At 64.1% G+C, this 14,766-nt stretch carries 18 protein-coding genes; 11 read left to right on the forward strand and 7 right to left on the reverse strand.

What is annotated here, in order from left to right; translation table 11 throughout:
• Positions 1–290: 290 nt before the first annotated feature.
• Genes C563_RS22965 through C563_RS0119875 form a run of 7 tightly spaced genes read right to left on the reverse strand, consistent with a single transcriptional unit; the run spans position 291 to position 5,844 of the window.
• Complete coding sequence (locus tag C563_RS22965; protein WP_018763826.1) at positions 291–869, reverse strand: aldo/keto reductase; 579 nt, start codon at positions 867–869, stop codon at positions 291–293.
• Entirely contained in the window at positions 823–1,239 is a 417-nt protein-coding gene (locus tag C563_RS22970; RefSeq protein WP_331271257.1) for an aldo/keto reductase, read from the reverse strand. Before C563_RS22970 ends, C563_RS22965 begins: the two co-directional genes overlap by 47 nt.
• Before the next feature lie 23 nt (positions 1,240–1,262).
• Complete coding sequence (locus C563_RS0119855; protein WP_018763827.1) at positions 1,263–2,042, reverse strand: aldo/keto reductase; 780 nt, start codon at positions 2,040–2,042, stop codon at positions 1,263–1,265.
• A complete protein-coding gene (locus tag C563_RS0119860; RefSeq protein WP_018763828.1) occupies positions 2,039–3,259 on the reverse strand; it encodes an MFS transporter in 1,221 nt (406 codons plus the stop codon). The genes C563_RS0119855 and C563_RS0119860 overlap by 4 nt, the downstream gene beginning before the upstream one ends.
• The gene (locus C563_RS0119865) at positions 3,259–4,383 is read right to left on the reverse strand and encodes an SDR family oxidoreductase (protein ID WP_231369937.1); all 1,125 of its coding nucleotides are present in this window, start codon (positions 4,381–4,383) and stop codon (positions 3,259–3,261) included. Before C563_RS0119865 ends, C563_RS0119860 begins: the two co-directional genes overlap by 1 nt.
• On the reverse strand, positions 4,376–5,089 hold the full coding sequence (locus C563_RS0119870; RefSeq protein WP_018763830.1) for an SDR family oxidoreductase: 714 nt from the start codon (positions 5,087–5,089) through the stop codon (positions 4,376–4,378). Before C563_RS0119870 ends, C563_RS0119865 begins: the two co-directional genes overlap by 8 nt.
• Before the next feature lie 44 nt (positions 5,090–5,133).
• Complete coding sequence (locus C563_RS0119875) at positions 5,134–5,844, reverse strand: GntR family transcriptional regulator (protein ID WP_018763831.1); 711 nt, start codon at positions 5,842–5,844, stop codon at positions 5,134–5,136.
• A 71-nt stretch (positions 5,845–5,915) separates the two neighbouring features.
• On the opposite strand from C563_RS0119875, the gene C563_RS0119880 reads away from it, so the two are divergent.
• From C563_RS0119880 to C563_RS0119935, 11 genes are all read left to right on the forward strand, one after another.
• Positions 5,916–6,335, forward strand: coding sequence for a cupin domain-containing protein (locus C563_RS0119880; RefSeq protein WP_018763832.1), 420 nt, complete (start codon positions 5,916–5,918; stop codon positions 6,333–6,335).
• Positions 6,336–6,415: 80 nt separating this feature from the next.
• On the forward strand, positions 6,416–7,834 hold the full coding sequence (locus C563_RS0119885) for a DHA2 family efflux MFS transporter permease subunit (RefSeq protein ID WP_018763833.1): 1,419 nt from the start codon (positions 6,416–6,418) through the stop codon (positions 7,832–7,834).
• A gap of 12 nt (positions 7,835–7,846) precedes the next feature.
• Positions 7,847–8,488 (forward strand): GntR family transcriptional regulator, encoded by a 642-nt coding sequence (locus C563_RS0119890; protein WP_018763834.1) that lies wholly within the window; start codon positions 7,847–7,849, stop codon positions 8,486–8,488.
• 130 nt (positions 8,489–8,618) lie between these two features.
• Positions 8,619–9,491, forward strand: a complete 873-nt coding sequence (locus tag C563_RS0119895; RefSeq protein ID WP_018763835.1) for a fumarylacetoacetate hydrolase family protein — start codon at positions 8,619–8,621, stop codon at positions 9,489–9,491.
• Positions 9,488–10,396 (forward strand): alpha/beta fold hydrolase, encoded by a 909-nt coding sequence (locus tag C563_RS0119900; protein WP_018763836.1) that lies wholly within the window; start codon positions 9,488–9,490, stop codon positions 10,394–10,396. The genes C563_RS0119895 and C563_RS0119900 overlap by 4 nt, the downstream gene beginning before the upstream one ends.
• 43 nt (positions 10,397–10,439) lie before the next feature.
• A complete protein-coding gene (locus tag C563_RS0119905; protein WP_018763837.1) occupies positions 10,440–11,717 on the forward strand; it encodes a metal-dependent hydrolase family protein in 1,278 nt (425 codons plus the stop codon).
• 184 nt (positions 11,718–11,901) lie between these two features.
• Entirely contained in the window at positions 11,902–12,390 is a 489-nt protein-coding gene (locus tag C563_RS0119910; protein WP_018763838.1) for a DUF1097 domain-containing protein, read from the forward strand.
• Positions 12,391–12,502: 112 nt separating this feature from the next.
• The gene (locus tag C563_RS0119915) at positions 12,503–12,808 is read left to right on the forward strand and encodes a hypothetical protein (RefSeq protein WP_018763839.1); all 306 of its coding nucleotides are present in this window, start codon (positions 12,503–12,505) and stop codon (positions 12,806–12,808) included.
• 15 nt (positions 12,809–12,823) lie between these two features.
• The gene (locus tag C563_RS21705; RefSeq protein WP_018763840.1) at positions 12,824–13,333 is read left to right on the forward strand and encodes a flavin reductase family protein; all 510 of its coding nucleotides are present in this window, start codon (positions 12,824–12,826) and stop codon (positions 13,331–13,333) included.
• 455 nt (positions 13,334–13,788) lie between these two features.
• Positions 13,789–13,977, forward strand: coding sequence for a hypothetical protein (locus C563_RS22700; protein WP_018763842.1), 189 nt, complete (start codon positions 13,789–13,791; stop codon positions 13,975–13,977).
• Between the two features lie 581 nt (positions 13,978–14,558).
• Positions 14,559–14,766: transposase (locus tag C563_RS0119935; protein ID WP_018763843.1), on the forward strand; the 208-nt coding region annotated here is incomplete at its 3' end.

Consider the following 14,766-nt stretch of genomic DNA (forward strand, 5'->3'; position numbering starts at 1 on the left):
CGCGAAAACATGCGGAATACGGGCCAATCCTGGCCCTAAACCACCCGGCCCGAACCGCAGAGTGTGGACATTGTCCACAGTCTTTGATCAGGCAGTTAAGCGAAGTCCGCGAAGCTGACGGAATCTGCATTATCAGCCTTTGAAAACAGACAAGGGAGTGCTCGGTAGGGCTACTTCCGGCCGATATCGTGACGGTTTCTGCTCAAGCTCTCCCAGTCCAAACTGCCCCGCCCTGCGTCTAGCCGCCGGGCGGGGCCACGACCAGGCCGCGAAACGCTCCCTTTTGTTTATCAGGCCGGAATGAGGGAGGACATCTCGTCGAGGCGGTGGATTTCCAGTTCCGTGAGGGTCAGGGAGGGTGCTGCCATGAGGTCGGGCAACTGTTCCGCGGTGCGGGCGCTGGCGATTGGGGTGGCGATATTGGGTCGGGTGAGAAGCCATGCGAGAGCTGCTGTCGCAATAGTGGTGCCTCTCTCCTGTGCGATGTCGTCGAGGACGGAGATGACCCGCAAGCCTTCGGTACTGAAGTAACTGCCTGCCATCCGTTCTCGGGGTGTGCCTACGAGGTCTTCACGGGTCCGGTATTTGCCGGTGAGGAATCCGCTAGCGAGGGACCAGTAGGGGATGACCCCGAGCCCGTTGGCAGCAGCCAGTGAAGCGAGTTCGCCCTCGAAGCCGGTTCTGTGTACCAGGTTGTAGTGCGGCTGCAGGGCCACGGGACGGTCATAGCCGTTTTCGTCAGCGATCCTGATCCACTCCCTGATCCGGTCCGCGCTGTAGTTTGAGAGGCCGACGTGACGGATTTTTCCGGCAATAACGAGATCATCGAAGGCTCCGACGGTCTCCTCCCAGAGGAGTGGTCTCGTCATCGAAGTGCGCATAGTAGAGGTCGATGTAGTCGCTGCCTAGCCGTCGCAGGGATGCTTCGGAGGCTGCCACGATGTTCTTCCGGGACAGGCCTGGAAAACCGGGGTGCTGGCTGACTTTCGTTCCGATGATGACCTGAGACCTGTTGGAGCGCCGTGCCATCCAGTCTCCGATGATCGTCTCGGATTCCCCTCCGGTGTTGCCCTCGGCCCAGGCCGAGTAGCTGTCTGCTGTGTCGACGAAGTTTCCGCCCTGCTCAGTGAAGGCGTCCAGGACAGCGCGGGACTCTGTTTCATTGGAGGTCCATCCGAAGGTGTTTCCGCCCAGGGCGATCGGAAAGATGGTCAGGTCGGAATGACCAACGGTAGGCATGAGGTGTCCTTGAGGTGTCGGGGTCAGTCGGAGAGCGCGTCGATGGCTTCCATCTCGGCCGTGTTTAGGGTGAAGCCGTTCAGGTCGAGGTTCTGGACGATGCGTGCGGGATTGGTTGAACGCGGGATTGTCACGATCCGCTTTTGGAGCATCCAGCGAAGGACGATCTGGGCGACGCTGACGTCATGGTCTTCGGCCAGATGAAGCAGTGTCTTGTTTTGCAGGACGGGACCGCCCTGACCCAGCGGTGACCAGGCTGTCGTGACGATGCCGCGTGCGGTATTTTCCGCGACCAGGCTCTTGCGCTGCCGTAGAGGGTTTAGTTCGATCTGGTTTACCGCGGGGGTGACGTCCGAGTGCTGGGCCAGGAGGTCAAGATCGGCGGCTTCGAAGTTTGAAACACCGATGGAGCGGACGGTTCCGCGTTCCAGGAGTTTTTCCATGGCCCGCCAGGTTTCGGCGACCAGTCGGGAGTCGGGCTGGGGCCAGTGGATGAGATAGAGGTCGATGACGTCGGCATCGAGCAGGCGGCGTGAGGTGTCGAACGCTTTCAGGGTTTGAGCGTAGCCCATGTCGGCGCGCCATACCTTGGTGGTGAGGAAGACGTCTTCGGGGGTTAGCCCTGCGTCGCGGATGCCCTGACCTACGGCCTGTTCGTTCGCGTAGAAGGTTGCGGTGTCAAAGGCGCGGTATCCGGCGCGCGCGGCGGCGGCAATATCGGCGCGGGCGGTCTGCCAGCATCCGTATCCGACCGGTGGGATGCTCGCTCCGGTATTCAGCTGGATGTTTCCTGCGGTGGTCATGCTGTGATCCTTTTCTTGCCAGGGTTTGGTGTGGTGCGTTTCTGGTGCGTTGCGGACGCGAGCCAGATAACGAGGGCGATGAGAACGAAGGCGCCAGCCTGCACGCCGACGAGGGGCATCCCTCCGGCGCTGAAGGCGACCGTGCCCGTAAAGGCTCCGGCTGAGCCGCCCAGGAACACTGCGAACATGAAGACCGTGTTGGCCTGGGCTGATTGGACCGGGTTCGCCGCCAGGGTCCGGGCCTGGTTAGCGGAGAGGACTGTCTGGTTGGCCCAGGTGATGACGAACATGCTCGCACCAAACAGGACGGCCGACGAGGGATCTATGATCACCGACAGCACGCCCAGGAGCAGGACCAGCAAGAACACGAGACCGACCGGAAGGGGCCCGAAACGGTCAACGAAGCGGCCGCTGAATGGGGTAGCGATTCCGGCGGCAAGTCCGACGGCCCCGAAAAGGCCGGCCGAAAGGACGCTCCAGCCGAATCCAGGTCCGGTGAGGTGCAGCACCGTGACCGTCCACAGGGAGTTGAAGGTGGCGAACACGAAGAACTGCATCAGCGCAGACTGGATCAGTTCAGGGCTCCGCCGGCTCAGCTGAAGGGTCGAGGCCAGCAGGTGCCGGTACTTGCCGCCGGCGGCGTGCAGCTGGAGCTCTGTGGCCAGGGCAGTGCGCAGGAACGGCAGCACGGCCAGGACCAGGACGGCGAAAGACAAGACGACCCACCGCCATCCGGTGGTCTGGACGAGCAGGCTTGCGATGATCCGGCCGCCAAAAATTCCGATCAGCAGGGCGCCGGCCACTGTTGCCAAGGCAGCGCCCGCCTTCCCTTTGGGGGCTAACCGGCTCGCGGCCGGGATGAGGATCTGGGCAATGTTTGCCACCAGGCCCACTGCCAGGAATCCCAATGTGACTCCCACAATCTCGGGCAGCACCGCCGTTACCGCAAGGGCCGCGGCAAGGAGAACCGACTGAATCGTGACCTGCCGCCGGGGCTGAACGCGGTCAGCGAGGGGAACCAGCAGGAATATGCCGATGGCGTAACCGGCCTGAACGCTGGTCGCGATGACACCGGCCGCTGCCGGGGCCACGCCAAAACCAGCCGCCAGCACCGTCAGCATGGCCTGTGGCAGGTAAATAACGCTGACCGCTGTAGCTGCGGCGACCGCGAGAACGATCAGTCTGGCGGCCCAGGACCATTCCCGCGCATTTCCCATCAGGGCACGTACCTTTCAGATGACTGGCTGCTTAGCACAACGGGCGGAATGATCCGATCGGCCTCAAGTTCACGGAAGAGTTCCAGGAACCGGTCTTCGCTGTCGAGGCAGTCGGTGAAGCCGGCCTGGCGGGCCTTAATGGTGGAGGAGACGTTGTCGAACCCGGACCGCAGCAGGAAGTCGCCGAATTCCCATCCGACCAGGTCTTCATACGGAGTCGGGACCAACGAGTGCCGGGCCACCAGCCGCTCCCAGACGTTTTTGAGCTGAGGCATCGCGTCAGCCAGGGGCACCGGCTGGGGTTCGGCGTAATCCATGCCGAGGTGACGGGCGAAGGCCGGCCACAGCTGGCGCCAACGGAACTGGTCACGGTTGGTGATGTTGAAGACTTCGCCGGCGGCCTGTGGATCCGAGCCCGCCCATACTGTGGCCCGGGCAAGCAGGCCTGCATCGGTGACCTGATAGAGGGCGTCAAAGGCGGCAATCGTGCCGGGAAACCGTAGCGGCTGGCCCAGTTCACGACAGATGCTGGCGTAGACGGCGATCACCATCAGCAGGTTCATTGGGTTGCCGACAGCGTAACCGACTACCCCTTCGGGACGCAGGATGGTCAGGTCAAAGCCGCGCTCCGCTGCGGTTTGACGCAGCAGGTCCTCCTGGTCGTAGTAAAAGTTCGGCTGCACGAGGCGCGGGTCCCGCTCCTTGGCCGGTGTGTTGAAGTAACCCGGATGCGCCCCGTAGGCCTTTCCGCCCTTATACAGGGTGACGTGACGCAGTGGGGCACCGGCGCTGTAAAGGCCGTCAAGGGTATTGCGCAGCAATCCGACGTTGGCCTCTGAAAGCTCCCGGGACGTCGGGCGCTCGGCGTAAGCGCCGAAGACCAGATGCGTTGTGTCTTCGGCCTCAGCCAGACCTGACGCGGAGGCTTCAGGATCGCTGAGATCTACCGACAAGTGGTCCCAATAGGCGCCCTGGACGGGGCGCCGGCTGATGCCGCGAACCTGCCAGCCCTGACGTGCATACTCATCGGCGGCATGCCGTCCGATCACTCCCCCGGCCCCGGCAACAAGCACGCTGCCCTTCCGGCGGGGCTGGTCCGGATCCCTGAGGTGCTGCTCAGACAAGGCGGGCTCCGCCGTCAACGTGGTGGATTGTTCCGGTCGTGAAGCCGTTATCGATCAGGTGCAGGACTGTAGAGGCGAGATCCTCAGGACGTCCGATGCGGCCGGTCGGCAAGGATTTGGCCTGCTGTTCAAAAGCTGCTGCTTTTTGGTCGTCGGGGAGGTGGGACCAGCCCTCGGTGTCGGTCATGCCCGGGCTGACGGCGTTAACCCGGACGGGAGCTAGTTCGACGGCGAGAGAACGGGTGAGGCCTTCGACGGCGGCATTCACTGCTGTCACGGCGACCGTGCCGGGCGCGGGGCGGTCGGCGGCGACGCCGGAGAAGAAAGTGATGCTGCCGGTGTCCGGCAGCAACGGCCCGAAGACCTGGACGGCGCGGTAGTAACCCCAGAATTTTGCTTCGAAGACGTTCCGGGCGTCGTCGATGGCAAGTTCCCGGAAAGGGGCATAGGCCAGGGCGGCGGCGGAGAGGACCAGGTGGTCGATAGGGCCTGTTGCCGCAGCGGCTGCCCGGATGCTGTCCATGTCAGTGAGGTCAATCTCGAGGCCGACGGCGCCGCCGCCAATGTCCCGGGCCGTGGCCTGCGCGCGGGATTGCGTGCGTCCGGCAACGATGACCGCGTCACCGCGTGATGCCAGCAGTTTCGCGGTGTCGCGACCTATGCCGGAGGTTCCGCCGATAATCAGTACTGTCTGCGAGGTGCTCATGCCGATGTTCCTTTGGGTTCGGGCCGTGAAGGCAAATTGGTCAGTTACGGGGTGGTGCACAGGGCGCCGGTGGAACCCGGATCCCTGGTGACGTATGAGCAGGCATGGCTTTTCAAGAGGCGGGCCGCCGCGGCGGCTTGACCCGCTTCGAGGGCTGCCATGATTGCGGCGTGTTCTTCCACCGAGTTGGGGAAGCCCACCTGGTTGTGGGCAGCGCCTACGAGGGTGAGCATTTCGATTCCCAGGGCGTTCCAGGCCCGGGTGAGTGCATCGTTGCCGGCGCTTTCAACGATGTGGCGATGGAAGCGTGTGCTGTGGAAGCACAGCGCGATGAGATCGCCGTTTTCCTGCGCGGCCCGCATTCCGTCCAGCGCGCTGGCCAAGTCCGTTGTCTTGCCCTTCAGATGACGTGCAGCGGAATGTCCGGCGATTTCCTCGAGGGCGGCCCGGACGGGGTGGGCCTGTCGCAGGTCCTCGCTGTCCAGTTCCCGAACGCGGCAGCCCTTATTGGGTTCGGACTCTACAAAGCCCATGCCCGCAAGGTCCCGCAGCGCCTCCCGCGCAGGTGTCTGGCTGGTGCCCAGGCTCCGGGCTATCTCCAGTTCTGTCAGGCGCTGGCCCGGGACGTAGGTCCCATCCACGATCCTGGCCGCGATGTGGTCGCGGACGCGGACGCGCAAGGGCGTGGCAACCAGGGGGCCGCCGGAAGAGGAGTCCGGATCCTTCACGGTGGACTCCCCCGCTGTCACTGTCATTTGTTGCTTACCTCCCTTAGATGAGCCTTACCAACCTAGATACTACATTATCGATAATGGATAATTGATTTGTGACTGAAGAAGAGATCGATCCCACGCTCACCGACCATGGTCCCGCGCCTTATGTCCTGGACATCGAGAGTGCTACGGAGGCCAACGATGACTACCGAAGGACAATCTGGACGGGCGGCCGGCTGCAGGTCACCGTCATGGCCATTGCCCCGGGGGACGACATCGGACTGGAAGTGCACCAGGACGTGGACCAGTTCCTGCGGGTGGAGAGTGGACAGGGCAAGGTCCAGATGGGTCCGGCAGCCGGGAACCTGATCCATGAATGGGACGCTCGGGACGGCGATGCGATCTTTGTTCCGGCCGGAACCTGGCACAACGTCACAGCCGTCGGCGCTGTCCCCCCTAAGCTCTACTCGATCTATTCACCACCGGAACACCCGCACGGCACTGTGCAGACCACAAAATCCGATCCCGAATAACTGACCACACATCGATCGGACGCCTGCGGCGGATCAACGTCCGACAATGCGGATCCCGATCCGAAAGGAACGCCAAGCTAATGCCTGAAAGAAGCATTTCCCGGCTGACGGCCGTGGCCGTGACCCTGGCTGTCGTCATGGACCTGCTGGATACCACCGTGGTCAATATCGCGGTGCCCACCCTTCAGGAGGAGTTCGACGCCGGCCCTGGGCCGGTCCAGTGGGTGATCACCTCCTATCTTTTGGCGATCGCGGTGTCACTGCCGATGAGTGGCTGGATCAGCCGCAGTCTGGGCCAGGGCCGGGCATTCCTGATCGCGCTGGGAATCTTCGGGATGGCCTCGGCCCTCACTGCCTTGGCATGGTCCCTGCCGGTCCTCATCGCGTTCCGGGCTCTACAGGGTCTCGGCGGAGGGTTGATCCTCCCGATCGGCATGGCCATGCTTTTCGCCGCGTTCCCCGCCGACCAGCGGGCGAAGGCCTCCGCGCTCATTTCGGTGCCGGCGGCCCTCGCCCCGGTCCTGGGCCCGCTGATCGGTGGGTGGTTTGTGCAGGACATCGGCTGGCGGTGGGTCTTCTGGCTTAACGTGCCCATCGCCCTCGCCGCCATTCTGACCGGCCTGCGTTTGCCGGCGCAACGGCCGGCCACCCCCGGTGCCCGGTTCGACGGCGTTGGCCTTGTACTTGTCTCGGCAGGCCTTGTGCTTTTGGTGCTGGGTCTTACCGGAGCCGAAAACGGATACCCCGCCGCTCTGCCCCTGATCGCCATCGCCACCGCAGTGCTGCTCCTGGCCGGATTCGCCGTGCGGCAGCTCCGCCGCGAAGATCCCCTGCTCAATGTCCGGCTGCTCGTCAAGCGGGAGATCTGGAGCAGCAACCTCGCCTTCCTCCTGACCGCCCTGTCCTATGGGGCGCTGCTGTTCCTGCTCCCGCTGTATCTCCAGGGCCACGGCGGGATGTCCCCGCTGGACAGCGGACTCATGAGGTCCCTGCACGCCGTCGGCATCCTGCTGGCCACCCCGGTCACCACCCGATTTACCCGGCGCACGGGCCCGCGCGCGCCGCTGGCTGCAGGGTTGGCTCTCATGGCAGCCGGAGCGGGGGCACTGTCACTGACGGGCCAAGCAATGCCGGGGTGGCTGACGGCAGCCGCGATTCTGGTTGCGGGTGCGGGTTTCGGCACAACCATCGTCCCGCTGCAGACGGCTACCGTCACCGGACTGCACGGTCCGGAGCTGGCCGACGGTTCGACAATCGTGAACATGGCCCGGCAGATCGGCATGGCGGTCGGCGTCGCCGCCGCCGCTGCTGCCCTCAATGCCTTGAACGGTACCAACGGCCCCGGTTCCGGATATGCCGGCGCCTTTCTCCTCGCCGCGGCCCTGGCAGCGCTGGCCATTGTCCCCAGCCTGGCCTTCAGGGACCCCAAGCCCGCACCGCGAGATCCAGAACATGCCCCGAAACGGCCTGAACGGACGGGCGCCACGAGAGCATCATGAAAGACTGGGGAAATGGCGGTATCAGCAGCATTTGAGAACGAGAGCCTCTCGGAAAAGGTCAAGCGCACCATCGTGGACAGGGTCGTTGACGGCACCTACCCTCCCGGTATGCGCCTCGTGGAGCTCCAGCTCGCCAAAGAATTCGGCGTCAGCCAAGCGCCGGTCCGCGAGGCCCTGCGGGAGCTGTCCTCCACACGGCTGGTCGAAAACATCCCCCGCCGCGGAACCTTCGTCCGGTCCGCCTCCCAGGATGACCTCGCCGAAGTCTACTTCGTCCGCCTCGCGCTCGAGGGAACCGCCGCCGCCGCCGCATATCCGGCACTGCACGCCGACCCGGCACCGCTGCGGGAGGCCCTGGCCGGCATGCGCGAAGCCGCGGCGACGAATGACGCCCACGGCATCGCCAAGTACAGTACCGACTTCCACCGGGCTGTTGTGGTTGCGACCGGGAACCGGCTGATGCTGGAGATCTGGGATTCCCTGTATGTCGAGGCCCGCACCATGGCCACCGTCGTGCGCGGCCACGTCGACCTGCACGCAGCGGCCGAAGCCCACGTCCCGATCCTGGAAGCCTTCGAAAGCGGCACACCGGACCTCTGCACCAAGCTCGTCACCGAACACCAGCACGAGTACTCCATCCTCCCCCAGGAATAGGCCCTTCCTCCCCCCCGGAAGGGCCCGCACCTCCTCCAAAAGCAATTATCGATAATCGCTTGTGATGCCAGTCACGGTCATGTAGAGTCAGCTCATCCATTATCGATAATCGATTCGAAGGGGAATCACTTTGAAACTCGTTACGTTTCGCCACAACGGCACCCAGCAGACCGGCGTCCTCAACACCGACGCCACCACGGTGACTGCAGTGCCGGGCGGGCAGGACCTGCTCTCACTCATCGACAACTGGGACAGCGCAGCTGCCCAGCTCGCCGCCTCAACCGGAGAAGCAGTCCCCGCGACCGACGTCGAGCTGCTGGCCCCCATCCCGCTCCCCCGCCGCAACATCTTCTGCGTGGGTCGCAACTACGTCGAACACGCCAAGGAATTCGCCAACTCCGGCTACGACGCAACCGCAAGCGCCACACCCCAGCCGGAATACCCGGTGGTGTTCACTAAGGCACCCTCCACGGTCATCGGCACCGGCGCGGAGGTTGACCCGCACACCGGCGTCACCTCCGAACTGGACTACGAAGCCGAGCTCGGTGTCATCATCGGCGCGGGCGGCCGGGGCATTAGCAAGGCGGATGCGCTGGACCACGTCTGGGGTTACACGATCATCAACGACGTTACCGCCCGTGACCTGCAGAAAGACCACAAGCAGTGGTTCCTGGGCAAGAGCCTCGACACCCACTGCCCCATGGGGCCCTGGGCCGTAACCCGCGATGAAGTCGGCGACGGCCCCCTGGACCTGCTCTGCACCGTCAACGGTGAAACCCGCCAGAAGGCCACGACAGCGGACCTGATCTTCGACATCCCCACCATCATCGAAACGATCAGCGCCGGCATCACGCTCCAGCCTGGGGACATCATCGCGACCGGCACCCCGGTCGGCGTCGGCATCGGCTTCACTCCGCCGCGGTTCCTGACCAGCGGAGACGTCGTCGAGATCACCATCAGCAAGCTCGGCACGCTGCGGAACCGGATCGGAGAAGGCCGATGAGCACCGCGACCATCCCCGCAGGGCTGACAGCCGTCGGAACGAAACACCTTTTCGTCGAAAGCACGGGCACCGGCGAGGATGTTGTCCTGGTCCACGGACTGGGCGGCACCACCAGCTTCTATGAACCGCTCGTCGCCTCACTGGCCGAACGGTTCCGGGTCACCCGCTACGACTTCGCCGGACACGGCCGCTCGCCCCGGGTGGGGGAAGTTAGCCTGGAATCCCTGGCCGCTGAATTGGCCCTGGTCATCGAATCCCAGACCCCGACAGGCCGCGCCCACCTTGTTGCCCACTCGATGGGAACCCTCATCGTCCAGCAGCTGGCCTCAACACGTCCTGACCTGGTCCGGGAAGTCGTCCTGCTGGGCGCGGTCCGGGAACAGGCCCAGGCGGCCAAGGAAGCCACCCGGGCACGGGCGGCCCTCGTCCGCGAAAAGGGCATGGCCGCGGTGGCCGACACCGTCGCGACCGCCGCCACGGCCGATCATGCAGCGATCGGGAACCCGTTGGTGCGCCCCTTCGTGCGTGAACTGCTCCTGGGCCAGGACCCGGAAGCCTACGCGCAGGCCTGCGAAGCCCTGGCCTCAGCAACCAACCCGGACCTGGCCAGGATCCAGTCCAAGGTGCTGCTGCTGACCGGCAGCGAAGACAAAGTCAGCACCCCGGAATCGAACGAGGCCATCGCAGGGGAGCTGGGCCAGGCCGAACTCCTGGTCGCCCCGGGCACCGGCCACTGGACGGTGCCGGAGGCGCCGGACTTCGTCACCGCCGCGGTCCTGGACTTCCTCACCGGCTCCACGCTCAAGCCGGAGACGAAGAAGACGTGTGCCTGCAGCAGCGCCAGCCCCGGCTGTCAGTCACGCCGCCAGCAGACCATCACCATGCAGATCCGCAAAGCCCCCTAAGAACACCTCCACCGTTCCAGCTCAAGATAAGGACAACGAAGTCATGTCGAAAACCCTCTTCACCAACGTCAACATCCTGGACAGCACCGGCGCCCAGCCCTTCCTAGGGGAAGTGCTCGTCGTCGATGAGCGCATCACCGACGTCCGTCCGGGCACGGGCAACCTGCCCCGGGAGGGCTCCCGGGTCATCGATGGCCGCGGCCAGACCCTGATGTCGGGACTGTGCGACGCACACACCCACTTCACCTGGAACGACGGCGACCTCAACAGCCTGGAAACGATGAACGTCGAGGAACACCTGCTGCACACCGTCGAGTCAGCCAAGTACTACATCGACTACGGGTACACCATGTGCTTCGGCGCGGCCAGCGCCAAGAAGCGGCTCGATGTCGTCGTACGCGACGCCATCAACGCCGGCCGGATCCCAGGCCCCCGCTACCTGGCCAACGGCCAGGAAATCGCGACCACCGCAGGGGACCTCGTGCCCGGCATCACCCAGATCGCCGACGGCGTGGAGGAAATGCGCAAAGTGGTCCGTGAAACCATCGGACTGGGCGTGGACCAGATCAAACTCAGCATCTCCGGTGAGGAAATCACCGGCACCAAGGCAGCCACCGACACCTACATCACCGAAGAAGAACTCCAGGTCGCCGTCGACGAGGCGCACCGCCGGCACGTGCGCGTCTGCACCCACGCCCGCAGCCGCGACTCTGTGCTCATTTCCCTGAAAACCGGCGTCGACATGATCTACCACGCCTCCTACATTGATGACGAAGGCATGGACCTCCTCGAGGCCGCCAAGGACCGCGTCTTCGTCGCCCCTGCCATCAACTGGCTGGTCGCAACGCTCCAGGACGCCGAAGCGTTCGGCTACTCCCACGAGGCGGCCGAACAGGCCGGCTACGCCCGCGAACTCGACATCGCCGTCAAGGCAATGCAGGAGATGCGCCGCCGCGGCATCCGCGTGCTGCCCGGCGGAGACTACGGCTTCGCCTGGACGCCCCGCGGAACCTACGCCCGGGACCTGGACCACTTCGTGAAGCTCTTCGGCTACACCGAAATGGAAGCCATCATCGCTGCCACCGCCCTCGGCGGGGAACTCTTCGAAAAGCCCAACGAACTCGGCAAGGTCCTGCCCGGTTTCTACGCCGACATGATCCTCGTCGACGGCAACCCGCTCGAAGACATCACCATCCTGCAGGACATCAACAAGATCACCGCAGTGATGAAGAACGGCGAGTTCCACCGCGCACCGGTGGAACCCACGCCCGCGACTCCCGACAACGCGGACCCCGCCGACCTCGCCCTGACCCACCTCTAAACACTCCCCACGTAGTACGGCCCCGGCGTCCTTGCCGGGGCCGTACCGCCAGATTCACCCGCACCCGAAAGAGCTGACACCCGCTCCGCGTTCTGCGCACTTCAGCGAAGCCTGCACATTCACACTCCCTCAGCTTTCCTTTTCAAAAAGACAATGACGCCATTTTGACCCTAAGGAACTACCCATGAAGCCCCTTGTCATCATCGGAATCACCGCCGGCGTCCTCGCCGGGCTCTGGACCCAATTCAGCACACCCTTGGGCCTTATAACCTGGGTCGGATTCCTCTCCTGGGCATGCTTCTTCGCAGCCGGCGGAAAACGCGCCGCACTCCTCAAAACGATCCCTGCCAACCTCTCCGGAGTCCTCTGGGGCGCCATCATCGTCTGGGGAGCGGCGAACCTCCCCATCCCCGGCGCGCTCGGCATCTCCGTCGCCGTCGCAGCGTTCGCCATGTGCGTCCAGGCCCGCTGGAGCCTCCTTTGCTTCATCCCCGGAGCGTTTGCCGGATGCGCCGCCTACTTTGGCGCCACCTTCGACGCGGCCGGCACCTGTCTGGCCTTGATCGTCGGCGCCTGCCTTGGGTGGCTCTCCGAATCCACCGCGGGGCTCCTCACCACGGCTAAAAAGGACCAGGCATCCGTCCCGGTCGCGGACACGCAACCCGTCGCCTGAACCACAGCAAGCCTGCTCGACCCGCCAACCCCTCTCAGGTGCCACCGGCCAGCTCCCCGGCGGTCGGTGGCACCTGACCCCACCCCTGCCCGCCGCCACCTGAGGAACCGTGATGAACGCACCAACAGCCCATGCTGCGGCCGGGTCCTTCCCGATCGAACGCAGAACCGTCACCCCCCAACCGCCACAGTCCTACCGGCTCGATGACTGGTTCCATCTCCCGACAACAGCAACAGTTGAAATCCGCCGAAACGGCACATACGTCAGATTCGCACGCATCGAAGATGCCACCCCCGACTCCCGAATGCTGTGGCTCGCACCCGAAGGCGTCGACTCACGCATCCTCATCGACAAACTCGACGGATACGAAGTGTGGATTGACGCCGAGCAGCTCTACTACATCCAGCAACACCGGTAACCGAAGGAGGCAGCCATGACTATCGTTACCGAACGGCCCGGCACTCTCGATCCCACCCACGTGCGGGACACCATGTCCATGGTGCCCACCAGCGTCGCCGTCGTCGCCGGACAGTCTGAACTCACCGGTGACCGTGCCGCAATGATCGTCGGATCGTTCGTCTTTATCTCCCTGGACCCGTGCCTGGTCGGCTTCTTCATCGGCCACGAGTCTTCCAGCTGGCCACAACTCAACAAGGCCACCGTGCTGGGCATCAGCGCTCTTGCATCAACACAGGCGCAGTTCTGCCGCAAGCTGGGTAAAAAGGACGCGGACCGCTTCGATGACAGCTTCTGGATCCAAGGAGCATACGGTGCCCCACTGGTCGCAGGCGCAGTCGCGGCCTTGGAATGCCAAATCGAGAACGTCACGCCCATCGGGGACCACGCCTTTGTCCTGGCCAGGGTCCTGGGCCTCAACACCGGGAACGCCAAAGATCCCTTGGTCTTCCAAAACCATGAATTCGCGGGACTCCTCCCCCGCTAACGCCCTTTGCGTCCGCGCGCAGCAGCTTGAAATGCATTCACCGCGCACTAGGCCAGGGCACCGGACGCCGCCGGAGGGAAAGGCAGGGGCACGATGGTCCACACGATGGAAGCCGGCCTGAATGCCTCTGCCATCAGCATCGCCGGAAACGTCAACTAAATGCCAACGACGGATAAACTAAAACGGGACGCTCCCGCGTGTGGAGCACACCCCACCCTCACAACGTCTCCTGGGTCGGCGGATGTCAGCGAAGCCGGAAGGCTTCGACCATCCGGGCGACGTGAAGGGTCAGGTATGTCACTTCGTATTCGGTCAGTTACCCGACAATCCAGGCCGAGCTGTTCCCGGCCTCTGTCCGGGTCTCCGGAATCGGCTTCGCACACCAGATCGTCATCGCCGTCTTTGGCGGCACCGCACCACTGATCGCCGCCGCGTTCGTCGGCGCCGGACAGCCCATGTTCGTCGCGGTATACATGATCGCCATCGTCGCCCTCTGCCTCGTCGTTTACTTCACACTCCCCGAGACCGGCAGCCGGGGCGGACGTGCCACCGTCGCTCCGGCAGACCCCGAAGTGCTGAAGGGCGAGCACCTGCTCGCCGAGACTCCCCACAGCGGGATCCAGGCGCATAATTCCAAGCCGTAGACCTCCATCTCCTCCACAAGTCTGGACGTGAGGAAGGCCCTCGACCGACTCCGGTCGAGGGCTTTCCCCTTCCCCGCTAGGGCCGGCTCCAAGATGGAGTTAGACCCTAAGTTGACGTAAGGCCGCACGTCAGGCAGGGCTTGAATGAGGTGTGGTCGTTCATTTCCCACGTTGTCTTGGAAAAGCTCTTAGATCGAACCCTGCCACTTCTGGCTTAGCGCAACGTTGACCCCGTCGGGTCCCGATCACTGCAAACTGCAACGCGGAGTCTCTCGAGCCGGGACGACCGTAGGCCCAATCCCCGGCGCTTGGTCCAAGCTCTCGGTGTGTCAGAAGGCCGAGCCCGTTCCTGGGCATCGTAGTGGCCCGCTCCCCCACAATTTTGTGCGACCTGCAGCCAAGCCTGCTTCGCCTTTATCCTTCTGTTCTTCACTGGGCCGTTCCCCGCCGCAGTCAGGGCGGCACCTGGGGCCCTTGATCCGACATGCCCTTCCGTGCTCCTAGCCAGCAGGGACGGGACTGCCCCCGGTTTTGTTGACTCCTTGACCTAGCGAGCTTGTGCTCGTGGAAGGATGTTGACCATGCCCACGCCTTATGGGGCGGAGTTCCGCCAGGATGTTATTGATGTGGCCCGCAAGGGTGAGGCGCCTCTGGCGCAGATTGCGAAGGATTTCGGGCTTTCGATCACCACGCTGAAGCGATGGATTGCCATCTCTGAGCGTAAAGATTCCGGGGCTGGCCCGGCGGCCGCTGAGTCGGCTGAGATGCGGGAGCTGAAGAAACGCAACC

Source organism: Arthrobacter sp. 135MFCol5.1 (assembly GCF_000374865.1).
Taxonomy (GTDB): domain Bacteria; phylum Actinomycetota; class Actinomycetes; order Actinomycetales; family Micrococcaceae; genus Arthrobacter.